The organism is Streptomyces sp. NPDC004327, from assembly GCF_042873935.1.
Classification (GTDB): domain Bacteria; phylum Actinomycetota; class Actinomycetes; order Streptomycetales; family Streptomycetaceae; genus Streptomyces.
This window is the reverse complement of record NZ_JBIAME010000002.1, coordinates 523,819-548,615: the sequence shown is the minus strand read 5'-3', so window position 1 is coordinate 548,615 and position 24,797 is coordinate 523,819. Positions and strand designations below refer to the sequence as shown.

Annotated in this window: 27 protein-coding genes; 14 read left to right on the top strand and 13 right to left on the bottom strand. The window is 71.5% G+C overall.

Annotated elements, in window-relative coordinates; all coding sequences use genetic code 11:
* Positions 1 to 54 precede the first annotated feature (54 nt).
* Complete coding sequence (locus ACFYU9_RS08500) at positions 55 to 1,437, bottom strand: glycine--tRNA ligase (RefSeq protein ID WP_389205954.1); 1,383 nt, start codon at positions 1,435 to 1,437, stop codon at positions 55 to 57.
* Positions 1,438 to 1,614: 177 nt separating this feature from the next.
* Here ACFYU9_RS08500 and ACFYU9_RS08495 point away from each other — a divergent pair, with 177 nt between their 5' ends.
* The 4 genes from ACFYU9_RS08495 (at position 1,615) to ACFYU9_RS08480 (ending at position 4,760) form a co-directional block, all read left to right on the top strand.
* The gene (locus tag ACFYU9_RS08495) at positions 1,615 to 2,592 is read left to right on the top strand and encodes a metal ABC transporter substrate-binding protein (RefSeq protein ID WP_389205956.1); all 978 of its coding nucleotides are present in this window, start codon (positions 1,615 to 1,617) and stop codon (positions 2,590 to 2,592) included.
* A gap of 20 nt (positions 2,593 to 2,612) precedes the next feature.
* The gene (locus tag ACFYU9_RS08490) at positions 2,613 to 3,380 is read left to right on the top strand and encodes a metal ABC transporter ATP-binding protein (protein WP_389205958.1); all 768 of its coding nucleotides are present in this window, start codon (positions 2,613 to 2,615) and stop codon (positions 3,378 to 3,380) included.
* Positions 3,381 to 3,382: 2 nt separating this feature from the next.
* The gene (locus ACFYU9_RS08485; protein WP_389205959.1) at positions 3,383 to 4,288 is read left to right on the top strand and encodes a metal ABC transporter permease; all 906 of its coding nucleotides are present in this window, start codon (positions 3,383 to 3,385) and stop codon (positions 4,286 to 4,288) included.
* Between the two features lie 61 nt (positions 4,289 to 4,349).
* Complete coding sequence (locus ACFYU9_RS08480; protein ID WP_389205961.1) at positions 4,350 to 4,760, top strand: Fur family transcriptional regulator; 411 nt, start codon at positions 4,350 to 4,352, stop codon at positions 4,758 to 4,760.
* 84 nt (positions 4,761 to 4,844) lie between these two features.
* On the opposite strand, the gene ACFYU9_RS08475 is transcribed toward ACFYU9_RS08480, so the two are convergent.
* The 3 genes from ACFYU9_RS08475 to recO are packed head-to-tail and all read right to left on the bottom strand — an operon-like array spanning position 4,845 to position 6,965.
* Entirely contained in the window at positions 4,845 to 5,345 is a 501-nt protein-coding gene (locus ACFYU9_RS08475; RefSeq protein ID WP_389205962.1) for a YcxB family protein, read from the bottom strand.
* 32 nt (positions 5,346 to 5,377) lie between these two features.
* A complete protein-coding gene (locus ACFYU9_RS08470) occupies positions 5,378 to 6,202 on the bottom strand; it encodes an isoprenyl transferase (RefSeq protein WP_389205964.1) in 825 nt (274 codons plus the stop codon).
* A 13-nt stretch (positions 6,203 to 6,215) separates the two neighbouring features.
* Positions 6,216 to 6,965 carry a DNA repair protein RecO gene (recO, locus tag ACFYU9_RS08465; RefSeq protein WP_389205966.1) on the bottom strand — a complete coding sequence of 250 codons (750 nt, stop codon included), beginning with the start codon at positions 6,963 to 6,965 and terminating at the stop codon, positions 6,216 to 6,218.
* Positions 6,966 to 7,234: 269 nt separating this feature from the next.
* On the opposite strand from recO, the gene ACFYU9_RS08460 reads away from it, so the two are divergent.
* Complete coding sequence (locus ACFYU9_RS08460) at positions 7,235 to 8,443, top strand: DUF3103 family protein (RefSeq protein WP_389205968.1); 1,209 nt, start codon at positions 7,235 to 7,237, stop codon at positions 8,441 to 8,443.
* Positions 8,444 to 8,502: 59 nt separating this feature from the next.
* Here the strand turns inward: ACFYU9_RS08460 and ACFYU9_RS08455 are convergent, their stop codons facing one another.
* Positions 8,503 to 8,718 (bottom strand): hypothetical protein, encoded by a 216-nt coding sequence (locus tag ACFYU9_RS08455; protein WP_389205970.1) that lies wholly within the window; start codon positions 8,716 to 8,718, stop codon positions 8,503 to 8,505.
* Positions 8,715 to 8,921 carry a hypothetical protein gene (locus tag ACFYU9_RS08450; RefSeq protein WP_389205972.1) on the bottom strand — a complete coding sequence of 69 codons (207 nt, stop codon included), beginning with the start codon at positions 8,919 to 8,921 and terminating at the stop codon, positions 8,715 to 8,717. The genes ACFYU9_RS08455 and ACFYU9_RS08450 overlap by 4 nt, the downstream gene beginning before the upstream one ends.
* Positions 8,922 to 9,052: 131 nt before the next feature.
* Between ACFYU9_RS08450 and ACFYU9_RS08445 the strand changes: the two genes are divergently transcribed.
* From ACFYU9_RS08445 to ACFYU9_RS08430, 4 genes are all read left to right on the top strand, one after another.
* Positions 9,053 to 9,889 carry a Scr1 family TA system antitoxin-like transcriptional regulator gene (locus ACFYU9_RS08445; RefSeq protein WP_389205974.1) on the top strand — a complete coding sequence of 279 codons (837 nt, stop codon included), beginning with the start codon at positions 9,053 to 9,055 and terminating at the stop codon, positions 9,887 to 9,889.
* Positions 9,871 to 10,140 (top strand): DUF397 domain-containing protein, encoded by a 270-nt coding sequence (locus ACFYU9_RS08440; RefSeq protein WP_389205976.1) that lies wholly within the window; start codon positions 9,871 to 9,873, stop codon positions 10,138 to 10,140. Before ACFYU9_RS08445 ends, ACFYU9_RS08440 begins: the two co-directional genes overlap by 19 nt.
* Entirely contained in the window at positions 10,137 to 10,970 is an 834-nt protein-coding gene (locus ACFYU9_RS08435) for a hypothetical protein (protein ID WP_389205978.1), read from the top strand. Before ACFYU9_RS08440 ends, ACFYU9_RS08435 begins: the two co-directional genes overlap by 4 nt.
* Positions 10,971 to 11,162: 192 nt before the next feature.
* On the top strand, positions 11,163 to 12,089 hold the full coding sequence (locus ACFYU9_RS08430) for a nuclease (protein WP_389205980.1): 927 nt from the start codon (positions 11,163 to 11,165) through the stop codon (positions 12,087 to 12,089).
* Here the strand turns inward: ACFYU9_RS08430 and ACFYU9_RS08425 are convergent.
* Entirely contained in the window at positions 12,076 to 12,777 is a 702-nt protein-coding gene (locus ACFYU9_RS08425; protein WP_389343696.1) for a DUF998 domain-containing protein, read from the bottom strand. The genes ACFYU9_RS08430 and ACFYU9_RS08425 overlap by 14 nt on opposite strands.
* A gap of 185 nt (positions 12,778 to 12,962) precedes the next feature.
* Between ACFYU9_RS08425 and ACFYU9_RS08420 the strand changes: the two genes are divergently transcribed.
* The 3 genes from ACFYU9_RS08420 (at position 12,963) to ACFYU9_RS08410 (ending at position 16,609) form a co-directional block, all read left to right on the top strand.
* The gene (locus ACFYU9_RS08420; RefSeq protein ID WP_389205983.1) at positions 12,963 to 13,502 is read left to right on the top strand and encodes a hypothetical protein; all 540 of its coding nucleotides are present in this window, start codon (positions 12,963 to 12,965) and stop codon (positions 13,500 to 13,502) included.
* A gap of 264 nt (positions 13,503 to 13,766) precedes the next feature.
* A complete protein-coding gene (locus tag ACFYU9_RS08415; protein WP_389205985.1) occupies positions 13,767 to 15,140 on the top strand; it encodes an FAD-dependent oxidoreductase in 1,374 nt (457 codons plus the stop codon).
* Positions 15,141 to 15,262: 122 nt separating this feature from the next.
* Positions 15,263 to 16,609: a LuxR family transcriptional regulator gene (locus ACFYU9_RS08410; RefSeq protein ID WP_389343693.1), complete on the top strand. Its 1,347-nt coding sequence runs from the start codon at positions 15,263 to 15,265 to the stop codon at positions 16,607 to 16,609.
* A gap of 81 nt (positions 16,610 to 16,690) precedes the next feature.
* On the opposite strand, the gene ACFYU9_RS08405 is transcribed toward ACFYU9_RS08410, so the two are convergent.
* The 3 genes from ACFYU9_RS08405 to leuA all read right to left on the bottom strand — a co-directional run bounded on the left by ACFYU9_RS08405 (position 16,691) and on the right by leuA (position 19,648).
* A complete protein-coding gene (locus ACFYU9_RS08405; protein WP_389343690.1) occupies positions 16,691 to 17,383 on the bottom strand; it encodes a TerB family tellurite resistance protein in 693 nt (230 codons plus the stop codon).
* Positions 17,384 to 17,540: 157 nt separating this feature from the next.
* Positions 17,541 to 17,687, bottom strand: a complete 147-nt coding sequence (locus tag ACFYU9_RS08400; RefSeq protein WP_389343687.1) for an LPXTG cell wall anchor domain-containing protein — start codon at positions 17,685 to 17,687, stop codon at positions 17,541 to 17,543.
* Between the two features lie 197 nt (positions 17,688 to 17,884).
* On the bottom strand, positions 17,885 to 19,648 hold the full coding sequence (gene leuA, locus ACFYU9_RS08395; protein ID WP_389205994.1) for a 2-isopropylmalate synthase: 1,764 nt from the start codon (positions 19,646 to 19,648) through the stop codon (positions 17,885 to 17,887).
* 294 nt (positions 19,649 to 19,942) lie between these two features.
* Here leuA and ACFYU9_RS08390 point away from each other — a divergent pair, with 294 nt between their 5' ends.
* Positions 19,943 to 20,983, top strand: coding sequence for a M4 family metallopeptidase (locus ACFYU9_RS08390; protein ID WP_389205996.1), 1,041 nt, complete (start codon positions 19,943 to 19,945; stop codon positions 20,981 to 20,983).
* A gap of 20 nt (positions 20,984 to 21,003) precedes the next feature.
* Positions 21,004 to 21,270 carry a protealysin inhibitor emfourin gene (locus ACFYU9_RS08385; protein ID WP_389205998.1) on the top strand — a complete coding sequence of 89 codons (267 nt, stop codon included), beginning with the start codon at positions 21,004 to 21,006 and terminating at the stop codon, positions 21,268 to 21,270.
* 12 nt (positions 21,271 to 21,282) lie between these two features.
* Here ACFYU9_RS08385 and era read toward each other — a convergent pair whose 3' ends face one another.
* The 3 genes from era to ACFYU9_RS08370 all read right to left on the bottom strand — a co-directional run bounded on the left by era (position 21,283) and on the right by ACFYU9_RS08370 (position 24,679).
* Positions 21,283 to 22,242: a GTPase Era gene (era, locus tag ACFYU9_RS08380; protein ID WP_389206000.1), complete on the bottom strand. Its 960-nt coding sequence runs from the start codon at positions 22,240 to 22,242 to the stop codon at positions 21,283 to 21,285.
* Positions 22,243 to 22,281: 39 nt separating this feature from the next.
* Positions 22,282 to 23,265 carry a WxL protein peptidoglycan domain-containing protein gene (locus tag ACFYU9_RS08375; RefSeq protein WP_389206002.1) on the bottom strand — a complete coding sequence of 328 codons (984 nt, stop codon included), beginning with the start codon at positions 23,263 to 23,265 and terminating at the stop codon, positions 22,282 to 22,284.
* A gap of 79 nt (positions 23,266 to 23,344) precedes the next feature.
* The gene (locus ACFYU9_RS08370; protein ID WP_389206004.1) at positions 23,345 to 24,679 is read right to left on the bottom strand and encodes a beta-xylosidase; all 1,335 of its coding nucleotides are present in this window, start codon (positions 24,677 to 24,679) and stop codon (positions 23,345 to 23,347) included.
* Positions 24,680 to 24,797 lie beyond the last annotated feature (118 nt).

Below are 24,797 nucleotides of genomic sequence, written 5' to 3'. Positions count from 1 at the left end.
AGCCCCCGGTTCCGGAAACGGAACCGGGGGCTTCGCCATGCGCCCTCAGGCAGGTCAGGCGCCGATGAGGCGGCTGGCCAGGTAGCCCTGGATCTGGTCCAGGGAGACGCGCTCCTGCTTCATGGTGTCGCGCTCGCGCACGGTCACCGCGTTGTCGTCGAGGGTGTCGAAGTCGACGGTGACGCAGAACGGCGTGCCGATCTCGTCCTGGCGACGGTAGCGGCGGCCGATGGCACCGGCGTCGTCGAAGTCGATGTTCCAGTTCTGCCGCAGGTCGGCCGCGAGGCCCTTGGCCTTCGGCGAGAGCTGCGGGTTGCGGGACAGCGGCAGGACGGCGACCTTGACCGGGGCCAGGCGGTGGTCGAGGCGCAGCACGGTGCGCTTCTCCATGACGCCCTTGGCGTTGGGGGCCTCGTCCTCGACGTACGCGTCGAGCAGGAAGGCGAGCATGGTGCGGCCGACACCGGCGGCCGGCTCGATGACGTACGGCGTCCAGCGCTCCTGGGCCTCCTGGTCGAAGTAGACCAGGTCGGTGCCGGAGGCCTTGGAGTGCGCGGAGAGGTCGTAGTCGGTGCGGTTGGCGACGCCCTCGAGCTCGCCCCACTCGCTGCCGCCGAACTGGAAGCGGTACTCGATGTCGGCGGTGCGCTTGGAGTAGTGGGAGAGCTTCTCCGCCGGGTGCTCGTACCAGCGCATGTTCTCCTCACGGAGACCCAGGCCGGTGTACCAGTTCCAGCGCTGCTCCATCCAGTATTCCTGCCACTGCTCGTCCTCGCCCGGCTTGACGAAGAACTCCATCTCCATCTGCTCGAACTCGCGGGTGCGGAAGATGAAGTTGCCCGGAGTGATCTCGTTCCGGAAGGACTTGCCCATCTGCGCGATGCCGAACGGGGGCTTCTTGCGCGCGGTCGTCTGCACCTGGGCGAAGTTGGTGAAGATGCCCTGGGCCGTCTCGGGGCGCAGGTACGCGACGGAGCCGGAGTCCTGGGTCGGGCCGAGGTGCGTGGAGAGCAGGCCGGAGAACTGCTTGGGCTCGGTGAAGGTGCCCTTGTTGCCGCAGTTGGGGCAGTTGAGGTCGACGAGGCCGTTCTCGGGGAGGCGGCCGTGCTTCTCCTCGTACGCCTCCTCCAGGTGGTCGGCGCGGTAGCGCTTGTGGCAGGAGGTGCACTCGGTCAGCGGGTCGGTGAAGGTCGCGACGTGACCGGACGCCTCCCAGACCTCGGTGGCCAGGATGACCGACGAGTCGATGCCGACGACGTCCTCGCGCGAGGTGACCATGTAACGCCACCACTGGCGCTTGATGTTCTCCTTGAGCTCGACGCCCAGGTGCCCGTAATCCCAGGCGGCGCGCTGACCGCCGTAGATCTCACTGCAGGGGAAAACGAAGCCACGGCGCTTGCTCAGGCTGACGATGGTGTCGATCTTGTCGGCGGCCACGGTGCTCTCTTCATTACGACGACGAAGTGCGAATGCCTCAGGTTACCGGCGCCCTGGGGCCCCGTATCAAATCGGTTCCCGCCCGGAGGCCGCCCGGCGACTGCCCGGGGGGCTGCCCGCCCCGCCCCGGCCATCGGCAATTGACAACCGTTTCCATCTTTGTTGAAAATGAGTGTCATGAACGTACGCCGACTGATACCCACGACCGCCGTCGCCGGAGCCGTCGCGCTCGGTCTCGTCACCCTCTCCGCCTGCGGCGGGAAGTCGGACGCGGCCGACAAGAGCGGGAACGGGAAGCTGGACGTGGTGGCGTCGTTCTACCCGATGCAGTTCCTCGCCGAGCGGATAGGCGGCGACCACATCGCCGTCGACACGCTCACCAAGCCCGGCGTCGAGCCGCACGACCTGGAGCTCAAGCCCCGGCAGGTCGTCGACCTCGGCACCGCCGACGTGATCCTCTACCTCAAGGGCCTCCAGCCCGCCGTCGACGACGCCATCGCGCAGTCCGGCGTGGAGAACACCGTCGACGCCGCCAAGCTGACCACGATGGAAGAGCACGGAACCGAGGCCGGCGGCCACGAGCACGGCGCCGAGGAGGCGGGCCACCAGGGCCACGACCACGCGTCCGAGGCCGGCGCCGACCCGCACATCTGGCTCGACCCGGTGCGCTACGCCCAGGTCGCCAAGGGCGTCGGCGCCGCCTTCGAGAAGGCCGACCCGGCCCACGCCGCCGACTACAAGAAGAACACCGACACCCTGGTGAAGCAGCTCGACGAGCTGAACACGGCGTACGCGGACGGCCTGAGGAACACGGCCACCAAGACCTTCATCACCACCCACGCCGCCTTCGGCTACCTCGCCGAGCGCTACGGCCTGGAACAGGAGGCCATCTCCGGCGTCGACCCCGAGTCCGAGCCGAGCCCCGCCCGCGTCCAGCAGCTCCAGGACATCGCGAAGCAGGACAAGGTCTCCACCGTCTTCTTCGAGACCCTCGCGAGCGACAAGACCGCGAAGACCCTCGCCGGCGACACCGGTCTGAAGACCGACGTGCTCGACCCGCTCGAAGGCATCACGGACAAGTCCAAGGGCCACGACTACCTCGAGGTCATGCGGTCCAACCTCGCCGCCCTGAAGACCGCGCTCGGCGCCAAGTGACCGGAATCCAGGAAGAGGTCATGGTGAACGACCAGCCCGTCATCTCCGTCCGCGGCGCCACCGCGGCCCTCGGCGCGCGCCCCGTCCTCCGCGGCGTCGACCTCACCGTCGGCCGCGGCGAGGTCGTCGCGCTGCTCGGCGCCAACGGCTCCGGCAAGTCCACCGCCGTCCGCTCGATCATCGGCCAGGTGCCGCTGACCGGCGGCACCATCGAGCTCTTCGGCACCCCGCGCAAGCGTTTCCGCGACTGGGCCCGGGTCGGCTACGTGCCGCAGCGCACCACCGCCGCCGGGGGCGTGCCCGCCACGATCCGCGAGGTCGTCACCTCCGGCCGGCTCTCCCGCCGGAGGTTCGGCTGGCTGACCAAGGCGGACCGGGCCGCAGTCGCCCGCGCCATCGCGCTCGTCGGCCTCGCCGACCGCGCCGGGGACTCCGTCTCGGCGCTCTCCGGCGGCCAGCACCAGCGCGTCCTCATCGCCCGCGCGCTCGCCTCCGAGCCCGAGCTGCTGATCATGGACGAGCCGATGGCCGGCGTCGACCTCGCCAGCCAGGAGATCCTCGCCGCCACCCTGCGCGAGCAGGTCGCCGGCGGCGCCTCCGTCCTCCTCGTCCTGCACGAGCTGGGCCCCCTGGAGCCCCTCATCGACCGCGCGGTCGTGCTCCGCGACGGCTGCGTCGTCCACGACGGCCCGCCGCCGGAGGCCGTGGGCCAGCACGCCCTGCCCGGCCACGACCACGTCCATCCTCACGCGGCCGACGAGCCGCTCCGTACGGGACTGCTGACCTGACCATGGACTTCCTCGCCTCCCCCGCCATGCAGCGGGCGCTCATCGCGGCCGTGCTGGTCGGCATCACCGCCCCCGCCGTCGGCGTCTACCTCGTGCAGCGCCGCCAGGCGCTCATGGGCGACGGCATCGGCCACGTCGCCATGACCGGTGTCGGTCTCGGCTTCCTGCTGAACTCCAGCCCGGTCTGGATGGCCACCCTGGTCGCCGTCGCCGGTTCCGTCGCCATGGAGCTGATCCGCGCGTACGGCAGGACCCGCGGCGACCTCGCCCTCGCGCTGCTCTTCTACGGCGGCATGGCCGGCGGCGTCCTGCTGATGAACCTGTCGCCGACCGGCTCCAACGCCAACCTGGTCTCGTACCTCTTCGGCTCCCTCGCCACGGTCTCCCCGGCCGACGTCACGGCGATCGTCGTCCTCGCCGCCTTCGTCGTCCTCGTCACCGTCGGCCTGCGCCGCCAGCTCTTCGCCGTCAGCCAGGACGAGGACTTCGCCCGCGTCACCGGCCTGCCGGTGCGCCTGCTCAACCTGCTCGTCGCGATCACCGCCGCCGTGACCGTCACGGTCGCCATGCGCGTCGTCGGCCTGCTCCTGGTCAGCGCCCTGATGGTGGTCCCGGTGGCCGCCGCCCAGCAGCTGTCCCGGTCCTTCCGTACGACCTTCGTGCTCGCGGTCGTCATCGGCACCGCCGTCACCCTTTCCGGCACCGTCACCACGTACTACGTGGACGCCCCGCCCGGCGCGACGATCGTCCTCCTCGCGATCGCCGTCTTCATCGCGCTCACCGCCCTCGCCACCCCGCTCGCCCGGCGCCGCGCGAAGGCCGCCGAGGCCGCCACCCGTGCCTGCGACGCGGCGGTCGAGGCGACGGTTCCGGCCACCCGCCGCCCCTCGGACGACGTGAAGGTCTGACATCGCAGGAGGGGGAGGCTGGCAGAATGGCGGGGGCAGACAAGCATTCAAGGAGGCCCCCGTGGCGACGGCAGGACCCCCCGTACAAGGCCGCTCGACCAAGCAGCGGGCCGCCGTGTCGGCGGCGCTGAACGAGCTGGACGAGTTCCGCAGCGCCCAGGAGCTGCACGACATGCTCAAGCACCGCGGCGACTCCGTCGGCCTCACCACCGTCTACCGCACGCTGCAGTCCCTGGCCGACGCCGGCGAGGTCGACGCGCTGCGCACCAGCGACGGCGAGACGGTCTACCGCCGCTGCTCGACCGGCGAGCACCACCACCACCTGGTGTGCCGCGTCTGCGGCAAGGCCGTGGAGGTCGAGGGCCCGGCGGTCGAGCAGTGGGCGGAGACGATCGCCTCGGAGCACGGCTTCGTGAACGTGGCGCACACGGTGGAGATCTTCGGCACGTGCGCGGAGTGCGCGGCGAAGTGACGCGGTGACCTGACATACGGAAGGGCCCGCACCGACATCGCTCGGTGCGGGCCCTTCCGTATGCCCGGGGTCAGATGCCCGGGGTCAGATACGGGTGATGCGCGCGTCCAGGAAGGCGCGCAGCCGGTCGACGTCGTCCGGAGCGGCGAGCGCACGCTTGGGCAGGGTGGCGAAGGCCACGCCGCCCTTGTCGGCGGTGAGCAGGACGAACTGGGTGGGCGTCTCGACGTACGTGGACAGCATCTGCCAGCGGCTGGCGGTCTCGCTCTCGCGGGTGGTGAAGCGGACCCCCTCCTCGTCCACGCGGGCCGTGAACTCGCCCTGCCGCTCCAGCATCGGGTACATCTGCCGGGCGGTGAGCCGGGGCACGAGCGTGGGCAGGAGGGCCGCGGCCAGCCCGAGCCAGATCATGAGCACGATGCCGCCGACGTCGGGCTCGCCGGGCCCGGTCAGCTTCAGGACGATCACCAGGGCCGCCAGGACCGTCGTGACGGGCATCAGCCACCGCATCCGGCGCCCGGACGGCCGCGTCCGCATTCGCACCCGTATCGCGTCGAGGACGTCCTCGCGCGTCGGCGTGTACACCAGTTCCATCGTCACCGGCCCCCCGTCCCCGCTCACGCCTTGTCGAGCACGGCGAGGTCCGCCGGGTCCACGCCGCCGAAGCGGCGGTCGCGCTGCGCGTACTCGACGCACGCCCGCCACAGGTCGCGGCGGTCGAAGTCGGGCCACAGCACGTCCTGGAAGACCATCTCGGCGTACGCGCTCTGCCAGATCAGGTAGTTGGAGGTGCGCTGCTCGCCGCTGGGCCGCAGGAAGAGGTCGACGTCCGGCATGTCGGGGTAGTAGAGGTACTTCTGGATGGTCTTCTCGGTGATCTTCGCCGGGTCGAGCCGGCCCGCCTTCACGTCCTCGGCGAGCGCCTGCGCCGCGTCCGTGAGCTCGGCGCGACCGCCGTAGTTCATGCAGAAGTAGAGCGTGAGCCTGGTGTTGTCCTTGGTCTGCTCCTGGGCGACCTGGAGCTCCTTGGCGACCGACTTCCACAGCTTGGGCATCCGGCCCACCCAGCGCACCCGGATGCCGAGCGCGTCGAGCTGGTCGCGGGTCTTGCGGATGAAGTCGCGGTTGAAGTTCATGAGGAAGCGCACCTCTTCGGGCGAGCGCTTCCAGTTCTCGGTGGAGAAGGCGTACAGCGAGATCGCGCCGACGCCCATCTCGATCGCGCCCTGGAGGACGTCGAGCACCTGCTCGGCGCCGACCTTGTGCCCCTCGGTGCGCGGCAGGCCGCGCTCCTTGGCCCAGCGGCCGTTGCCGTCCATGACGATCGCGACGTGCTCGGGCACGAGCTCCGTCTGGAGCTTCGGCGGGCGGGCACCGGACGGGTGCGGCTCGGGAGTCCTGTATTCCCGTCGCTGGCGTCCGAGGAGTCGTGCGATGGCCATGGCGTGGTGTCTCCTAGCTCTTCTCTACATACCGCAGCGAGCGCAGCCCGCGTTCCAGGTGCCAGTGCAGATAGGCGGACACGAGTCCGCTGCCCTCCCTGACGTGACGCGGCTCGCACGCGTCCGCCGTCGCCCAGTCGCCGGTCAGCAGCGCGCTGAGCAGCCCTACGGCCTCCGCTGAGGGTACGACGCTTCCGGGTACCCGGCAGTCCGCGCAGATGACTCCGCCCGCCGCGACCGAAAAGAAGCGGTTCGGGCCGGGAAGTCCGCATTTCGCACAGTCCTCGAAGCTGGGCGCGTAGCCGTTGACGGCGAGCGAGCGCAGCAGGAAGGCGTCGAGGATGAGGTGGGGGGCGTGCTCCCCGCGCGCGAGGGTGCGCAGTCCCCCGACGAGCAGCAGGTACTGCTGTACGGCGGGCTCGCCCTCGTGGTCGGTGAACCGTTCCGCCGTCTCCAGCATCGCGGTGCCCGCGGTGTACCGCGCGTAGTCGGTGACGATGCCGCTGCCGTACGCGGCGATGGTCTCGCTCTGCGTGCAGAGCGGCAGCCCGCGTCCGATCAGCTCACTCCCGCGAGCGAAGAACTGCACGTCCACGTGCGAGAACGGTTCGAGCCGCGCCCCGAACTTCGACTTGGTCCGCCGCACTCCGCGCGCGACGGCGCGCACGCGGCCGTGACCGCGCGTGAGGATCGTGATGATGCGGTCCGCTTCGCCCAGCTTCTGGGTGCGCAGCACGATGCCGTCGTCGCGGAACAGACTCATGGAGCCATTCTCGCGTATGCGAAGAGCGGTGATTCGCCATGCACACGCCGGCATCCGGAGTCACGGCCGTCCATGATCGGCCACCGCCCGCCCGGCGAGGAACGGCAAGGAGCGGGCGGAGGGACGGCCCGCGCCGCGTCGGCTGCCGAGGAGACCTTGTGCGCGTGACATGTCCTCGTCATCATGATGCCCGAGGAAACCTTCTACCCGCATAGATCGTCCCCGGCACCCCGTTTACGGGCCCCACTCCCACTGGAGGAGCGATCACCGTGAGACCTCGTCCCACCCGACGACGCGGCACGTTAACCGCCACCGCGGCCACCCTCGTCGCGCTCTGCGCGGCCCAGACCCTCGGCGCCGCCTCCGTGGCCACCGCCGCCACCCCGGCCCCGGCCGCCGCCCGGACCGCAGCCCAGACCGCGGCCCAGACCGCGGCCCGGGCCTCGGCGGCCGTCACCAGGGCCGCCGTCACCTCCGCCCAGGACCGGGCGGCCCAGGACATCGCCCGGTCGCTCGGCGACGGCGCCTGGAACACGAGCCTGCGCGCGGCGGCGCTCAGGACGGCCGGGGCCGAGGTGCCCGTCGCCGAGAAGGCGCACGGAGCGCTGAAGTCCCGGCTCGCCGCCGCCGATCAGGACATCGCGAAGGCCAAGGGCCTGGGCACCAGGACCGGTTCGCTGCTGCGGCTGCGGCTCGGCGACGCGTCGATGCGCGCCGCGCTGACGGCCGGCGTCACCCCCTGGGTCGCCGCCGCCGTCCCGGACGACGACGCCCGCACCGTCACCGCCTACGACAGCCAGGGCCGGGCCCACCGCCTGGACGCCCGCAAGGCGCCCGCGCGGCCCGTGTACGTCGTCGACATCGACGGCACCAGGGCACTGGCGGCCGGCCTCGACGTCATGCGCCAGGAGCTGGTGAGGGCCGGCGTCGAGTCCGCCGCACCGGCGGCGCCGGGCGCGACGAACACGGCCACGGCCGCCGCCACCGCCGGCTTCTGGACCACGAAGATCACCGCCGTCCACCTCAACGACGACGAGGAGCCCTGGATCAAGGGCGACGCCGAGATCTACACCCTCGTCAGCGGCTTCGGCCAGGACGGCAAGGTCCGCGTCGACCCGGTCGACATGCCGTACCTCGACAACGACGGCACGGTCTACCGGCCGAACCAGATCCTGGTCAACTGGTCGTACTACAAGTACAACCTCGCCGACGCCGTGATGATGGAGGAGGACGGCAGCACCAACTACCGCGACCTCGCCAAGGCCATCGCCACGGTGCTCCTCACCATCACCGACCAGGGCGCCTACGTCCCGCTCGTCAACGCGATCCTGGACGCCATGCCCAACGACTGGTGGACCGACGACCCGGACTACGTCGACTCCTGGTACACCCTCGCCCAGCAGAGCCGCGGCACGCTCTACGGCGCCCGGGGCAACGGCTACCTCACCGTCGAGCCGTACTTCGTCCAGCAGTTCTGAGTCCTCCGAGTTCAGGGGTCCGCGGGGGCCGCGCTCCCCCGCGGACCCCTACGCGCCCCTCACGAGACCTCACCCCTGCTCCGCGCGTTCGCGTGCGCCGTCGCCGCGCTCAGCCGCTCGGCGGCGGTGGCGACCCGCACGCCGTCCGGCTCGCAGTCCCACTCGCGCCCGCCGCCGAGAGGCCGCACCTGGAGATACGGGCCCTCGTGCCCCATGACCGTCCCGACCTTCCCCGTACGGATGTCGATCACGTAGACCCCTACGGGCAGTTTCATCCTCGGCCCCTTTCCGGCATGAGCGCCTGCGCGAGCAGCCTCGCCGTCGCCGCCGTGCAGCGCCCGAGCTCGACCAGCGGCCGGGGCGGATCGGCGGCGAGGGTGACGGCGTCGAGCCCGAGCGAGGGAAGGACGATTCCGGCCCGGTCGAGCGCCTCGCGCAATTCCGTCACTGCCTCACGTGCCTCTTCTGTCGATCGCATGCCTTCTTCCTTCACAACGCATTCCTTTCCGAATCCAATTCCCGGTTACGACAACCAGGGTGGAGGGGAATCCGTAGACTCGACAGACGCGATGGAGCAACAAGAGCGGTGTGGAGCTGGTGAGTTAATCCATGGCCAAAGGCAAACAGCAGGCGACGTGGGAGTTCTTCGGTGGGCTCTTGAGGGAGAGCCGCGAAGCGGCGGGGATCTCACGGACCGATCTGGGCGCAAGGGTGTTCGTGTCGGGGACGTACATCGGCCTGTTCGAGCAGGGGGTACGCAAGCCGCAGTTGGACGTGGCCCAGAGAATCGACGAGGTGCTACAAACCGGCGGTATTTTCGAACGGACCTGCCAGAAGCTCATCAACAACTCGCCGTATGCCTCGTATTTCCACGAGGTGGCGGAGCTTGAGGCGGTGGCGACGAAGCTGTGCGACTTCGGACCGACGGTCATCCCGGGCCTGCTGCAGACACCGGAGTACGCGCGGGCTGTGACGGTGGCCGCGAACCCGTTCGCAACAGTGGAGTACGTCGAGGAAAAGGTCAGCTCACGGATCGAGCGACAGTCGATCCTCCAGGATGACGCTACAAGGCCCGAGTATTGGGTGGTCCTGCACGAGAACGCGATCCGCCACCCCGTAGGTGGTCCGGCAGCCATGGCGAGGCAACTGGACCACATCGCGACGCTGATCCGGCAGCGCTGGGTACTGGTCACAGTGTTGCCGCGCACGACCGGAGCGCACGCCTCCATGAACGGCACGCTCAAGCTGATGGAGTTCAAGGACCAGCCGCCAACGGCCTATACGGAAACGTCGTTTTCAGGGACACTCCTCGATGATCCGGCGGTGGTGAAGCGTGCACAGCGCGCCTACGATCTGCTCAGGGTCGCCGCCTTGTCGCCGGAGGCGTCCCTGGCCCTGATCGAATCGGCGGCGGAGGACTTCAGACGATGCGCGAGTACGACCTGAGCAACGCCCACTGGTTCAAGAGCTCCTACAGCAACAGCCAGGGCGGCGACTGCGTCGAAGTCTCGTACGACTTCGTCGGCGCCGCCTGGCGCAAGAGCTCCTACAGCAACGGCGAAGGCGGCGACTGCCTCGAAGTCCTCGACGGCGTCCCCGGTGTCGTTCCCGTCCGCGACAGCAAGAACCCCACCGGTCCCGCGCTCGTCGTCCCGGCCGCCGCCTGGGCCGCGTTCGTCGCCGGTGTGAAGAGATGACGGCACCCTCCACGCCCATCCTGCGCGGCAGCGGCGGCGTCGTCCTCCGGCATGAGGACGACGCGTTGACGCTGCGGCGCGGGGACGAGGAGGTGCGGATACCGCTGCGGGCCGTCGAGCGGGTGTCGCCGGGCGGGCGGGCCGTCACCGTCGTGGTCCGCGTGCCGGAGGGCGCCGAGCCCGTCGTGCACGTCGTCCAGGGCGTGAACGACACGCCGGCGTACGTGTTCGCGTCGACGGTGGGCGCGGCGCTGGCCCGGCTGCCGGAGCCGGAGGCGTCCTTCGACGGGGCGGCGCTCGTGACGACGCGCTCGCTGCGGCCGCCCCGTACGCCCGAGGGGACCGTGAGCGCCGGAGTGAGGGCACGGGGTGTGGTGTGGGCCGTGCTGGGCCTCGGACCCGGTCTCGGGGCGCTCATCACCATGAGCGTGCTGGTCGTCAAGCACGGGGAGCCGGGCGCACTGATCCTCTCGCTCCCGCTGGGGTTCGTGGCGATCCTCCTCAACGTCTTGAGCACCGCCGCGACGGAGGGGAACTTCCGGATGTGGGTGCTGCCCAGGCGCGGCATCACGGTGATGGCGGTGCGCACGAGCCCGTACGGCAAGTCGGGAACGTACGAGTACACCGACCGGAACGGCGTGACGCACCGCTACTACCGGCAGGCGTACGCGAGCGAGGTCGAGATCAGCTACCTGCCGGACTCCCCGGCGATGTCCGTCGGCGTCTACCCCGTCTTCACACGGGTGGTGGTCGCCCTCGGAGCCCTGCTCCTGTGGGCCGCGACCATCGGCCTCGTCGTGGCGATGATCTACATGGGCGACGCCGCCTGACGCGGAGCACGCCCGCGATGCCGGCGCCGATGTGCGTCGGATGCCGATGTGCGCCGGATGCGCGCCGGCGTACGCCTCTGCGTCAGCGCGTACTCCCCGCACCCGCGATCCGCTCCGATGGCACGCGTCCGCGACCGGTCGCAGCATGGAAGGAGGAGAACCGGTTCCCTTCCATGCCGCACGCACATCGCCGTGGGAGCCACCATGCTCATGCTGCTGATCAAGGGATCCTTCCATCTCTCCGGCCATACGGCCCCCGACGGGGACACGATCCCCTTCATCCCGGACTACGTGGGCGAGTGGAAGCTCGTACAGGGCTGCAAGAGGCCCCAACCGGCGCGGGACGGCCACGTCGACGTCCGGCTCGAAGGCATCGACGCGCTGGAGACGCACTACTCGGGGAGCTACGGGGAGGAGAAGCACCAGCCGGCCAAGCTCGGTGACGCCGCCACGGACGCCCTGCTGACCTGGCTCGGCTTCGGCGACATCCGCCGCACTCCCGACCCCCAGCACCCCCACGACGTCATCTCCGCGACGCCCGACACCGTCCCCGGCTACATCCTCACGCGCGGCACCGACGTCTTCGGCCGCTGCGTGTCGTTCGTCGGCAAGGGCACCGAGCCGCCGGGGGCCAGCGGTTACGAGCTGGACGTGGGGGTGCGGCGTCTGAAGGAGACGGCCAACTACCAGCTGGTCGCCGACGGGTTGGCGTATCCGATGTTCTACGCGGGCCTCGACCCCGAGCTGCGGCGCGAGCTGGCCGCCGCGAAGGAGCTGGCGAAGGCCGGGACCGGCAAGGGCATCTGGAACATCGCGGCCGACGCGATGGGCGACGTGACCGTCACCGGGGCGAAGGTCACCGGGATGCAGTCGATCACCGATGACGTGGTGATCCTGCCGAAGCTGTTCCGGCGCCTGAAGGAGTACCTGTCGCTCGGCAACACCACGCTGGACGCCTTCCGGATGTACCTGGCGGGAGGGACCGAGGACAAGTTCCTCGACCTGACGCAGGCCGATCCGAAGGAGCAGACCGGACTGCACAACATCGTCGAGGTCACCGACACGAACACGCTGCGGATGACGCTCCCCTCCGAGCAGATCCTCTTCACCCCGAGGTGAGCCGGCCGGGTGCCGGAGCGGGGCGCGGGCCCGGACGCAGGCCGTACGCGCCCGCCACCAGTGCCCACAGCAGGACGGGCAGCGCCGCGACCCGTTCCATGCCGCCCATGCCGAGGCCCAGGTAGTGGTGGGACAGGAAGAGCGCGAGGGCTGTCAGCGCGACGGCACCGAGGAGGCCGGTGGCCCGGCGCAGGCCGCCCGGCAGATCCTTGGACAGTCCGGCGGCGCCCGCCGCCACGAGTCCGGTGTTGCCGAGACCCATGATGAGCAGCGCGCCGAGGACGTGCTGGTTCTCGTGGGTGTCGGCGGGCGCGAGGCCGACCAGGACGAAACCGAGGCCGGCCGCGGCCGACAGGACGCGGGCGGTGCCGGCGGCGGCGCCCCGGCGCCAGAGCGGGCCGGTGAGCACGAAACCGACGGCGAGCAGGGTGCCGAGGACGACGAACGAGCCGTTCATCAGGCCGTGTTCGGGCGAGCAGACAAAGCGGGGTTCGGGCTCCCGCTGGAGTGCGCAGAGGGCATTTCCCAGGTCACTGATGTTGTTGTGCGCCCAGCTGTAGGGTTGCGTCCAAGCGGATTGAACAATTCCATGGACGACGAAGAACTGGACGACGCCCGCGATCCACGCGGCATAACCGATACGTTCCTTCACCCGCCCAGCTGACCACGCCACCCCGGTCACGGACATTGCGGCGGCCCCCCGGGCCCGGGGTGGGGCAATCCCCCGCCTTCGCGGAAATCCCCACATCGATTTATCGATTGGGTAGTTGATGATGGCCGGATAGCATCGCTCACCGTTCGGCGATCCGGGATCGGCAACCGGCGATCCGCGATCGTTCTCATCCGACGGGGGAATGAATGATGTTCAAGACGATGACGCGCGCCCTGGCCGCGGCCGGCCTGGCCGTGGTGGCGACCCTGGGAGCCGGCGCGAGCGCCGGCACCGCGCAGGCCGCCGAGGGCGCCTCGGTCTGCTACACGCCGCATGTGCAGGACGTCGGCTGGAAGTCCGAGGTGTGCAACGGCGCGTGGGCCGGCTCGATCGGCGAGGCCCGCAACCTGGAGGCCCTGCGGGTGCGCATCAACTACGGCAGCCTCTGCATGAAGGCCCACCGCGCGAACTACGGCTGGGACTCCACCTACCAGTGCGCCAACCCGAGCCACGACATCCAGATCGGCACCGAGCGCATGAACACGCCGATCGAGGCCATCTCGTACTACTACTGCCCCGACAGCCGGCTGGGCGGCCAGGGCAACATCTACGCGGAGGGCTGGCTGCGCAACGTGGGCGGCGTCAGCTCCTCCCCGTCCCCGTTCGCGACCTACCGCTCCGGCTGCAAGGACGAGGGCATCGTCGGCACCGTCGGCAAGGCCATCCCCATGGAGGCCGTGAAGTTCTCCTGGTCCCTGTGACCCTCGCCTGAGCCCGTCCCGCCGGCCGGGCCCGGCATGAGCGACGTGGCGGCCGCCTCCGGGAAGAGGGCGGCCGCCGCGCCGCGCTCCGCACCGCGGGCGTTCGGGACGGCGACGGAGTCCAGGGTTCCCTTTGAGATCTCATAAGTCCGCCTTATGAGGCCATAGACCGGGGGCGGGTACCACCTCGCGACACGCGTTATTTAGGGTGACCTAAGCGGCGGCTGCCTTCGCCGCCACGTCGTATGCGAAGGGAATCCAGTCATGCCCCGCCCCCTCCGGGTCGCGATCGTCGGCGCCGGCCCCGCCGGGATCTACGCCGCTGATGCGCTGCTGAAGTCCGAGGCCGCCGCCGCACCGGGTGTGTCCATCGACCTCTTCGAGCGGATGCCCGCGCCCTTCGGCCTCATCCGCTACGGCGTCGCGCCCGACCACCCGCGCATCAAGGGCATCATCACCGCCCTCCACCAGGTCCTCGACAAGCCGCAGGTCCGCCTCTTCGGCAACGTCGACTACGGCACCGACATCCACCTCGACGACCTCCGCGCCTTCTACGACGCCGTGATCTTCTCCACCGGCGCCATGGCCGACCGCGAGCTGCGCATCCCGGGCGTCGAGCTCGACGGCTCGCTCGGCGCGGCCGACTTCGCCTCCTGGTACGACGGCCACCCGGACGTCCCGCGCGACTGGGAGCTGTCCGCCGAGAAGGTCGCCGTCCTCGGCGTCGGCAACGTCGCCCTCGACATCGCCCGCATCCTCGCGAAGACGGCCGACGAGCTCCTCCCGACCGAGATCCCGGCGAACGTCCACGACGGCCTCAAGGCCAACAAGGCCGTCGAGATCCACGTCTTCGGGCGCCGCGGCCCGGCCCAGGCGAAGTTCAGCCCCATGGAGCTGCGCGAGCTGGACCACTCGCCGAACATCGAGGTCATCGTCAACCCCGAGGACATCGACTACGACGAGGGCTCGATAGCCGAGCGCCGCAAGAACAAGCAGACCGACATGGTCGCCAAGACCCTGGAGAACTGGGCGATCCGCGACGTCGGCGACCGCCCGCACAAGCTCTTCCTGCACTTCTTCGAGTCGCCGGTCGAGATCCTCGGCGAGGACGGCAAGGTCGTCGGCCTGCGCACCGAGCGCACCGAGCTGGACGGCACCGGCAACGTCAAGGGCACCGGGCAGACCACCGACTGGGACGTCCAGGCCGTCTACCGCGCCGTCGGCTACCTCTCCGACGAGCTGCCCAAGCTCCCGTGGGACACCGCCACCGGCACCGTCCCCGACGAGGGCGGCCGCGTGATGGAGGAGACCGGCGAGCACATGGCCTCCACCTACGTCACCGGCTGGATCCGCCGCGGCCCCGTCGGCCTCATCGGCCACACCAAGGGCGACGCCAACGAGACCGTGGCCAACCTCCTCGACGACCACGCCAACGGCCGCCTCCTCACCCCCGAGACCCCGGACGAGGCCGCCGTCGTGGCCTTCCTGGAGGGCAAGGGCGTCACGTACACGACGTGGGAGGGCTGGTACAAGCTCGACGCGGCCGAGAAGGCCCTCGGCGAGGCCCAGGGCCGCGAGCGCGTGAAGATCGTGGAGCGCGAGGACATGCTGCGGGCGAGCGGCGTCGAACTCGCCTGACGGCCGCGCGTCTCCTTCACCGGACGGCACCGGGCCCGGGGGCTTCCCCCGGGCCCGGTGCCGTTTCGGGCCCCCCACCCCGTCCCCGGGCCCCGTCCCCTCCCCCGGCCTAACCTGAGAGCGTGGCTGTCGTCGCGCGGGCCCAGGACGCGGCGGCCGCGGACCGGGGCGGCGTCTACGCCCGGCTGCACGCGGCCGACCGGCATCCCCTCGCGCCGCTCGGGCCCGGCGAGCTCGACGCGCTCGCCGACGCCGCCTGGTGGTCCGGTCGCGTCGACGAGTCGGTCGCGGCGCGGCTGCGGGCGCACGCCGGGTACGTCGCGGCGCACGACCCGCGCGGTGCGGGGCGGGCCGCGTGGTGGCTGGCCGCGGAGTACCGCCGGCTCGGGCGGCCCGCCGTCGCCGCGGGCTGGCTGCACCGGGCCCGGCACCACCTGGAGGGCCGGCCCGACTGCCCCGAGCAGTGCCTCCTCGCCTGGTCCGACGTCGCGGACGCCGAGGAGCACCACGCCCCGGCCGCGGCGCTCGCCGCCGCCCGCCGCATGACCCGCCTCGCCGCCCGCTCCGGCGACCCCGGCCTCCTCGCCCTGGCCCGCCAGGCCGCCTCCTCGGTCCTGCTCGCCCAGGGCCCCGCCCACCGCGCGGAGGCGCTCGCCCTCCTCGACGAGGCGATGCGCGCCGTCATCGCGGGCGAACTGAGCGACCTCTCCACGGGCCGCCTCTACGACCTGGCCCTCGGCGAGTGCGTGCACGCGGCCGAGCTCGCGCGCGCCGGGCAGTGGACCGAGGCGGCGATGGCCTGGTGCGCCGGACTGCCCGGCAATCCCTTCCGCGGCCCGTGCCGGATCCACCACGTCGAGGTGCTCGACCTGCTCGGGGAGTGGGCGCGGGCCGAGGACGAGGCCCGGCTGGTGTGCCGGGAGGTGCTGCCGGACGCGCTCGGCACGGCGGCGGCCGCCGCGTACGCCGTCGGCGAGATCCAGCGCCGCCAGGGCCGGCGGGCCGAGGCGGCCCGCTCGTACGCCCACGCGCACGAACTGGGCCGGGTGCCGCAACCGGGTCTCGCCCTGCTCCGGCTCGCGCAGGGCCGGCCGGACACCGCGCTGGCGGGGCTGCGGCTGGCCCTGGACTGTCAGACCGACCCGGCGCACGACGTGCTCGGCCGGGCCCGGCTGCTCGCCGCGCTCGTCGAGACGCACCTCGCGCTCGGCGACCCGGCCGCGGCGCTCGCGGCGGCCGACGGGCTTGCGGCCCTCGACCCGGCCGAGGAGGTGCCGCTGCTCACGGCGATGGCGGCCGGGGCGCGCGGCGCGGTGACGCTCGCGCACGGGCCGCTGCGGCGCGCGCTCGCGCTGTGGCTGGAGCTCCGGGTGCCGTACGAGGCGGCACGGACCCGGATGCGGCTCGGCGGCGCCGAGCGGGCCGCCGCCCGCGCGGCCTTCGCCCGCCTGGGCGCCGTAGCGGCCTGAGCACGCCCGGGCCCCGGACACCCGCCCCGCGCGCCTCGGGCCCCGGACGCCGCCCCGCAGGCCGACCGCGCGGAAGGCCGCTCAGCCCACCTTGCGTGCCGTCGCCAGCAGCCTCGCCGTGTCGTCCGCGCACAGCGCCAGCGCGTTGCCCACCGTGCCCAGCACCTCGCGCTCGGCCGGTGTGTACGGGCCGTCGGCCAGGGCGATGCGGGCGCCCTGGAGCAGGATCGATTCGCGGCCGGCGGTGGCGAGGTGCGGGGAGAGGGGTTCGAGGGCCTCGTGGAGTTCGATGGCGAGGGCCGCTCCCCCGCTGCTGACGTCCGGCAGGAAGCGGCCCGTGTCGGCGGCGAGCGCCTCGACCAGTTCGACGAGCTGCAGGCCCGTACAGTCCGCGTATCCGGCGGCCCGGACGGCCGTGGCGGCGGTGTCGACGGCGGCGGCGGACGTGGTGCCGCCGGCCGCGAGGACGGCGAGGGCGACGGTGTGCACGGCGTCGCGGAGCATGCCCGAGAAGCGGCTGGTGGTCGGGTGCGTGAGCACGTCCGTACCGAAGTGGGTGTGGCAGGCGGCGCACTCCACGACCGGCCCCGCGTGGCCGCGGGGCAGCAGCGGCACGCCCAGGAGGGCGAACCGGCGGCGGCCGGTGCGGCGCCGGTAGTTGCGGTCGCCGCCGCACTCCTCGCAGAAGAACTCGCCGTCGCCGATCGTGTTCCAGGAGGTTCGGATCCCGCAGAGGACCAGGCTCCGCTCACGAGACTTCCGCGCAGATCGCACGCCGCACCTCCTTCGACGCGCCGGCGTCGCTGCCGGCGTTGGCGTGATGTTAGCCACATCGATGATGCGGCGTCAGCACCTCGTCAGCAGAACGCCAGGGAGATGGCCGAGACCCGCCGCGGTCCGGAAGGGGCCCCGGCGGGCCTCCGCGGGGGCGTCAGGAGGCCCGCTTGCGGCGCTTCGCGAAGGCCAGGAGGCCGCCGCCGGCGAGGACGGCCGCCGCGCCGGCGCCGATCACCCCAGGTCCGACGGACGAACCGGTGGTGGCGAGATCACCCTCCGGGGTGGACGAGGGGGCGGGCACGGGGGCGCCGGCGGACGAGGAACCGGAGGGGGGACGGGGCGGTTGCCGAGGGCTTCGGCGCTCCCGGGGTCCCGGCCGGCCTGCCGGGCTCGGCGGGGACCGGCGTCCGGGTCGACATAGTGCGGGTCGTCATACGACACCGCCCCGCACCCCGGAGCGGGGTGCGGGGCGGCTGACGCGCCGGGCGACGGGCCGGGTCAGCGCGCCGAGCGGTTCACCGCCGACACGACCGCCTTCAGCGACGCGCGCGTCGTGTTCGCGTCGATGCCGATGCCCCACAGGACCTTGCCGTCGATGGCGCACTCGATGTACGAGGCGGCCTGCGCGGACGCGCCCTCGCTCATGGTGTGCTCCTGGTAGTCCAGCAGGCGCACGTCGACGCCGATGCCCTGCAGCGCGTCGAAGAACGCGGAGATCGGGCCGTTGCCGGTACCGTTCAGGACCGTCTCGACGCCGTCCACGACGGCCTGGCCGACCAGGGTGTCGGTGCCGTCGGTGTCGGTGCTGACCTGTCCGCCGTGCAGCTGGATGCGGCCCCACGGGTTCTCCGGGTTGGGCAGGTACTCGTCCTGGAAGACGGACCAGATCTCCTTCGGCGTGACCTCGCCGCCCTCGGCGTCGGTCTTCGTCTGGATGATCCGCGAGAACTCGATCTGCATCCGGCGCGGCAGGTCCAGCTTGTGGTCGTTCTTCAGGACGTACGCGATGCCGCCCTTGCCGGACTGCGAGTTGACCCGGATGACGGCCTCGTAGGAGCGGCCGACGTCCTTCGGGTCGATCGGCAGGTACGGCACGGCCCACTCGATCTCGTCGACGGTCTTGCCCTGGGCGGCCGCGTCGGCCTCCATGGCGTCGAAGCCCTTCTTGATGGCGTCCTGGTGGGAGCCGGAGAAGGCGGTGTAGACCAGGTCGCCCGCGTAGGGGTGGCGCGGGTGGACCTCCATCTGGTTGCAGTACTCGGACGTCCGGCGGATCTCGTCGATCTGCGAGAAGTCGATCTGCGGGTCGACGCCCTGGCTGAACAGGTTCATGCCCAGGGTCACCAGGTCGACGTTGCCGGTGCGCTCGCCCTGCCCGAACAGACAGCCCTCGATGCGGTCGGCGCCGGCCATGACGGCCAGCTCGGCCGCCGCCACGGCCGTACCGCGGTCGTTGTGCGGGTGGACGGACAGGCAGACGTACTCGCGGCGGGTCAGGTGGCGGGACATCCACTCGAAGCGGTCCGCGTGCGTGGACGGCGTCGAACGCTCCACGGTGGCGGGCAGGTTCAGGATGATCTCGCGGCCCGGACCGGGCTGCCACACGTCGCAGACCGCCTCGCAGACCTCCAGGGCGAAGTCCAGCTCGGTGTCGGTGAAGATCTCCGGGCTGTACTGGTAGCCGAAGACGGTCTCCGGGCCCAGCAGCTTCTCCGCGTACTCCATCACCAGGCGGGTGCCGTCGACGGCGATCTGCTTGATGTCGTCCTTCGAGCCGCGGAACACGACCCGGCGGAAGGTCGGCGCGGTCGCGTTGTACAGGTGCACGGTGGCGCGCCTGGCGCCCTTCAGGGACTCCACGGTCCGCTCGATCAGGTCCTCGCGGGCCTGGGTCAGTACGGAGATGGTGACGTCGTCCGGGATCGCGCCCTCTTCGATGATCGACCGCACGAAGGCGAAGTCGGTGTCGCCGGAGGACGGGAAGCCGACCTCGATCTCCTTGTAGCCCATGCGGACCAGCAGGTCGAACATCTCGCGCTTGCGGGCCGGCGACATCGGGTCGATCAGGGCCTGGTTGCCGTCACGCAGGTCGGTGGACAGCCAGCGCGGCGCCTTGGTGATGCGCCGGTCGGGCCAGGTGCGGTCCGGGATCTCGACGGCCTCGTACCGCCCGTACTTGTGCACGGGCATCCCGGACGGCTGCTGCGTGTGCGTCGCGGTGGTAACGGGCGTCGGACGGCTGATGAAGGGCGACTGAGACATTGCGTAGGGCTCCTCGGGGTCCTGCGGATAGGACGGCCGACTGTCGAACGCAACACCGAAACCCGCGGGGAGGGGGTCGGCCTACGACTACAGGCCCTCGCCGCGGCAGCTAAGGAGAAGCAGCCCGAAACGCATGATGCGCGTCACTGTAGCCGAGGTGCGACGGAGGCGGACGTCCCGTTTCAGTATGCGGGACGGCTCCGTCGTCAAGCGGAAATGGTGACCCATCACTCCATTTCGCCAATCGCCGTCGCGGGTCGTGACACGGGCACCACGCAGTGCCACATTGCTGCAATGACTCCCCACTCGTCTGTCTTCTGCACGATCGTCCCGCCGCACATCCTGGAGCGGCTCGCACAGTCCGACAATCCGGCCTTCGCCGAGGCCGCCCGCCGGACCCTCGTGGCCGACGCCGCCCACCGCACCACCCGCAGGCTGGCCGCGCTCGCCGCGCCGGCCGCGGCCACCGGCGTCCGCCGCACGATCTACGACGCCCACAACGGCACCGACCTGCCGGGCGACAAGATCCAGGACGAGGGCGGGCAGCCGACCCAGGACGCCACCGCCAACCGCGCCTACGCGGGCCTCGGCGCCACCTACGACCTCTACGAGAAGGTCTTCGGCCGCGCGTCCATCGACGGCGCCGGCATGCCGCTCCTCGCAAGCATCCACTACGACGAGAAGTACGACAACGCCTTCTGGAACGGCGAGCAGATGGTCTTCGGCGACGGCGACGGCCAGCTCTTCGTCGACTTCACCGTCTCGGTCGACGTCATCGGCCACGAACTCACCCACGGCGTCACCCAGAGCACCGCGAACCTGGCCTACTACGGCCAGTCGGGCGCACTCAACGAGTCGGTGTCGGACGTCTTCGGCTCGCTCGTGAAGCAGTACGCGCTCGGCCAGACGGCCGACCAGGCCGACTGGCTCATCGGCGAGGGCCTGCTCGGCCCCGCCATCGACAAGGGCACGGCGCTGCGGTCCATGAAGGCGCCGGGCACGGCGTACGACGACGACGAGCTCGGCAAGGACCCGCAGCCCGCGACGATGGACGGCTACGTCCGCACGCACTCCGACAACGGCGGCGTCCACATCAACTCGGGCATCCCCAACCACGCCTTCTACCTGGTCGCCACGGCACTCGGCGGCAACGCCTGGGACCGGGCCGGGCAGATCTGGTACGACGTGCTGACCGGCGGCACGCTGGACTCCGAGGCCACCTTCAAGGACTTCGCGGCCGCCACCGTCGCGGCGGCGAAGGCCCGCTACGCCCAGGGCGACGAGGCCAAGGCCGTCCAGGACGCCTGGGCGACGGTCGGGGTGCCGACCTCCTGAGTCTGCGGTAGACAGACCCCATGAAAATTCGCGTCGTACGCACCGGGGGCTTCGCGGGCATCGAGAAGTCGGCGGAGGTGGAGACCGACGGCCGCCCGGACGACCAGCGCCTGCGGGAACTGGCCGACCGGACGCTCGCCGCACCGCCGCCGCCCGAGAGCCGAGGGGTCCCGGACGGCTTCAGCTACGAGATCACGATCGACGGCACGATGGTGCGGCTGGCCGACCCGCACCTCACCGACGAACAGCGCGAGCTGATCCAGCTCGTGCTGAAGGAAGGCGCCTGAGCCCCCAGGGGTTCAGAAGCCGAGCTTGCGCAGCTGCTTGGGGTCCCGCTGCCAGTCCTTCGCGACCTTCACGTGCAGGTCGAGGAAGACCGGGGTCCCGAGCAGCGCCTCGATGTGCTGGCGCGACTTCGTCCCGACCTCCTTCAGGCGCTTGCCCTTGGGGCCGATGATGATGCCCTTCTGGCTGGGCCGCTCGATGTAGACGTTGGCGTGGATGTCGAGCAGCGGCCGGTCCGCCGGGCGGTTCTCGCGCGGGATCATCTCCTCGACGACCACCGCGATGGAGTGCGGCAGCTCGTCCCGTACGCCTTCGAGCGCGGCCTCGCGGATCAGCTCCGCGACCATGACCATCTCGGGCTCGTCGGTGAGGTCGCCCTCCGGGTAGAGCGGCGGGGACTCCGGCAGCAGCGGGATCAGCAGGTCGGCGACGAGCTGGACCTGCTTGTTGCCGACGGCCGACACCGGCACGATCTGCGCCCACTCGAAGCCCAGCTCCTTGCCGAGCTGGTCGATGGCGATCAGCTGCTCGGCGAGGGTCTTGGAGTCGACCAGGTCGGTCTTGGTGATGATCGCGACCTTGGGCGTCTTCTTGATCTCGGCGAGCTCCTTGGCGATGAAGCGGTCGCCGGGGCCGAGCTTCTGGTCGGCGGGCAGGCAGAAGCCGATCACGTCGACCTCGGCCCACGTCGTGCGCACGACGTCGTTCAGCCGCTCGCCGAGGAGCGTGCGCGGCTTGTGCAGGCCGGGGGTGTCGACCAGGACCAGCTGGGCGTCCGGGCGGTGCACGATGCCGCGGACGGTGTGCCGGGTCGTCTGCGGCCGGTTGGAGGTGATCGCCACCTTCTGACCGACGAGAGCGTTCGTAAGGGTGGACTTGCCCGCGTTGGGGCGCCCGACGAAGCAGGCGAAGCCCGCCCGGTGGGGGGCCGTGTTCTCATCGGTCTCGGGGGTGCGAACGCTCATGGGGGCCATTGTCCCCGATCCGCGCCCCGCATACGTACTCAGTCCGCCTCAGTCGGTCCGCGGCGCCCCGCGCCGGCGGATCCGGAGCGCGGCGGCCCCGCCGGCGGCGCCCGCGGCGAGCACCGTGAGCGGCAGCCAGGGCAGCGCCACGAAGGACACCCCGGCCGACTCGCGGACGTCCTTGGCGGTCGCCGTCAGCGTCACCTCGCCCCAGTCGAACTGCGGCGATCCGCGCCAGGACTCGGTCAGCCGGATCTTCTGCCGGGGCAGCAGCTCGGCCGGCAGCCGCTCCAGGTCGCGGGAGAGCAGGGTCCGGCCGAAGAGGCCCCGGGCCTCCAGGGCGACCTTGGGGTTCAGGGTGACGTTGCCGCGGTTGTGCAGGGTGTACGAGACGGCGGCGGTGCTCGTCCGCGTGCCGGGCACGAGCGGCCGGTCCTGGACGAGGGTGACGTCCTCGACGGCGAGCGCCGGCACGGTCGGGCCGCCGACCCGCAGATAGACGCGGGCGCCGACCGCCCGCTGCACTCCGAGCGCGACCGCGCCCCCCGCGCCGCCCTTCGTGATCCGCTCGTCGAGGGCGACGACGGCACCGGGGTGGTCGCCGGGCTCGGCGTCGGCGGGGACGGTCAGCGTGTACGGCACGGTGACGGCGGACCTCGGCGGCACGGTGACCCGGTCCCGGGCGGGCCTGATCCACGCCCCGGCGCCCGTCTGCCGCTCCTGCCGGGTGCGCACGGCGAAGCCGCCGTCGCGTTCGGTGTTGTAGGCGTCGGCGCCGTAGAGGAGGAAGGTGAGCGGCGCGGCGGTCTTGTTGGCGACGGTGACCCGGTCGGTGACGGTGGTGCCGGGATCGGCGGAGAGATAGAAGTACGGGCGGCTGCCGAGGCGGGAGGCGGCCGGGTAGACGGCCCACTCGCCGTTCTCGGCGGCTGCCGCGGAGGGTGCGTTCCGGGCGCCGAGCAGCAGCGCGGCGCCCAGAACGGCCAGGACGTGCAGAACGTTCAGGAGGAGGACGTACGGCTTGCGTCGCACGGGTGCGGACCCCTTTGGCTCGGTTCTCTCGTGTCGGTGCCGGTGCCGGTGTCGGTGACGGTGACGGTGCTGGTGTCGGTCAGGACAGCGTCAGCGTCAGCACGCCCGCGTACGAGCCCGGCGCCGTGTAGGCCGGGACGTCGAGGGAGAGCCCGGCGTCGACGGTGAACTCGCCGCCCGTGAGCGTGCCGTTGGGCGTGGAGGCGAGGGTCGCGCCGCCGCTGCCGACGGGACCGGCGCTGCCGGGGGCGCAGGTGCTGGGGCTGCCGGCCTTGGTGGTGCAGGCCGGGGTCCAGCTGAGCCGCCCGGCGCCGACGGACGCGCCGCCGGGACCGGTGAAGTCGGTGACCTTGCCGGTCAGGGACCAGCCCGCGGGGCCGCCGCGGAAGTCCTTGACGGTCACCGTCTGCAGCGCGCCGGTGGCCGCGCCGCCCTGGCCGAAGTCGACGGCCGAGAGCTGGACGGCGTCACCGGCCTGGGTCATCGACAGGGTGCCCGCCTTCACCGTGGCCGTGATCTTCTGGCTGTTCGGCGGGGCCGGGGTGTCGTCGATGACCTGGTACGCGACGGGGCCCGCGCCCTTGTCGGCGTCCCAGGCCGCGCCCTCGTAGGCCACGATCCCGGTGGTCGCCAGGTCGCTGACCCTCAGGCGCGCGGCGAAACCGCCCTCGCTGTCCGTCGTGACCGTCATCCTGTCGGCGGTCTCGGCGGCGCCGGCCCGGCCGACGACGGTCACCTCGGTCAGCGGGGTGAACTTGGTGCCGCTGACCGTGACGCGGACGCCGGGCGCGCCGGAGGCGCTGTCGAGCTGGAGCGCGCGCTCGTTGGCGCCGGGCTGCGGGGCGGCGGTGACCGTCTCGGAGACGGGCGCGGGCGGGTTGCTGACGGTGCAGGGGGTGTCCAGCTCCATCAGGTACGAGGTGTGGATGTTGTAGTCGCCGGGCGAGAGCGTGATCGCGCCGGGCGCGGTCACGGTGAAGGTGCCCTTCATCGAGAAGGCCGGGAAGGCGCCCTTGCCGGGGACGGGCGGGTTCTTCTTCTCGCCGGTGACGGTGACCGCGCCGGACTGGGCGCCGCCGAGGGTGACCTTGCCGCTCGGCGTCATGATGTCGGCCGGGAGCTGGAGGTCCACCGGGTTGGAGGCGGCGGGCTTGGTGACCGTGTAGGTGACGGTGACCGTGTCGCCGACCTTCGGCGCGGCGTTGTCGACGGTGATCTGGGCGGTGGTGGTGCCGTCGATGGGCGGGATGCCCGCGATCGGCGGCGGCACGCAGTGGGTGGCGAAGTCCACGGCCTGGGAGGCGGTGGTGGCCGCGCCGGCCGGGGCGGCGAGCGCGCCGCCCGCGGTGACGGCGAGCGCGGTGGCGCCGAGGACGGCGGTCCAGCGGCGCCGTCTTCGTGGGGTGAAGTGCATGTGGGCCCCTCCTGAGGGAGACGAGAGAGGGCGCCATTGACGGCTGCGGGCCGAGAGAAGTCAATGGAATCGAAAAGCACCGACTGATGGCCCATCAGATACTGTCAAGATCACCACA

Bases quoted from the DNA above. Each gene is read 5' to 3' on its own strand.
- ACFYU9_RS08495 (WP_389205956.1), top strand. From the start codon at position 1,615: ATGAACGTACGCCGACTGATACCCACGACCGCCGTCGCCGGAGCCGTC.
- ACFYU9_RS08490 (WP_389205958.1), top strand. From the start codon at position 2,613: ATGGTGAACGACCAGCCCGTCATCTCCGTCCGCGGCGCCACCGCGGCC.
- ACFYU9_RS08485 (WP_389205959.1), top strand. From the start codon at position 3,383: ATGGACTTCCTCGCCTCCCCCGCCATGCAGCGGGCGCTCATCGCGGCC.
- ACFYU9_RS08470 (WP_389205964.1), bottom strand. From the start codon at position 6,202: ATGGCCATCGCACGACTCCTCGGACGCCAGCGACGGGAATACAGGACT.
- recO (WP_389205966.1), bottom strand. From the start codon at position 6,965: ATGAGTCTGTTCCGCGACGACGGCATCGTGCTGCGCACCCAGAAGCTG.
- ACFYU9_RS08455 (WP_389205970.1), bottom strand. From the start codon at position 8,718: ATGAAACTGCCCGTAGGGGTCTACGTGATCGACATCCGTACGGGGAAG.
- ACFYU9_RS08450 (WP_389205972.1), bottom strand. From the start codon at position 8,921: ATGCGATCGACAGAAGAGGCACGTGAGGCAGTGACGGAATTGCGCGAG.
- ACFYU9_RS08445 (WP_389205974.1), top strand. From the start codon at position 9,053: ATGGCCAAAGGCAAACAGCAGGCGACGTGGGAGTTCTTCGGTGGGCTC.
- ACFYU9_RS08440 (WP_389205976.1), top strand. From the start codon at position 9,871: ATGCGCGAGTACGACCTGAGCAACGCCCACTGGTTCAAGAGCTCCTAC.
- ACFYU9_RS08435 (WP_389205978.1), top strand. From the start codon at position 10,137: ATGACGGCACCCTCCACGCCCATCCTGCGCGGCAGCGGCGGCGTCGTC.
- ACFYU9_RS08425 (WP_389343696.1), bottom strand. From the start codon at position 12,777: ATGTCCGTGACCGGGGTGGCGTGGTCAGCTGGGCGGGTGAAGGAACGT.
- ACFYU9_RS08420 (WP_389205983.1), top strand. From the start codon at position 12,963: ATGACGCGCGCCCTGGCCGCGGCCGGCCTGGCCGTGGTGGCGACCCTG.
- ACFYU9_RS08415 (WP_389205985.1), top strand. From the start codon at position 13,767: ATGCCCCGCCCCCTCCGGGTCGCGATCGTCGGCGCCGGCCCCGCCGGG.
- leuA (WP_389205994.1), bottom strand. From the start codon at position 19,648: ATGTCTCAGTCGCCCTTCATCAGCCGTCCGACGCCCGTTACCACCGCG.
- ACFYU9_RS08390 (WP_389205996.1), top strand. From the start codon at position 19,943: ATGACTCCCCACTCGTCTGTCTTCTGCACGATCGTCCCGCCGCACATC.
- ACFYU9_RS08385 (WP_389205998.1), top strand. From the start codon at position 21,004: ATGAAAATTCGCGTCGTACGCACCGGGGGCTTCGCGGGCATCGAGAAG.
- era (WP_389206000.1), bottom strand. From the start codon at position 22,242: ATGGCCCCCATGAGCGTTCGCACCCCCGAGACCGATGAGAACACGGCC.
- ACFYU9_RS08370 (WP_389206004.1), bottom strand. From the start codon at position 24,679: ATGCACTTCACCCCACGAAGACGGCGCCGCTGGACCGCCGTCCTCGGC.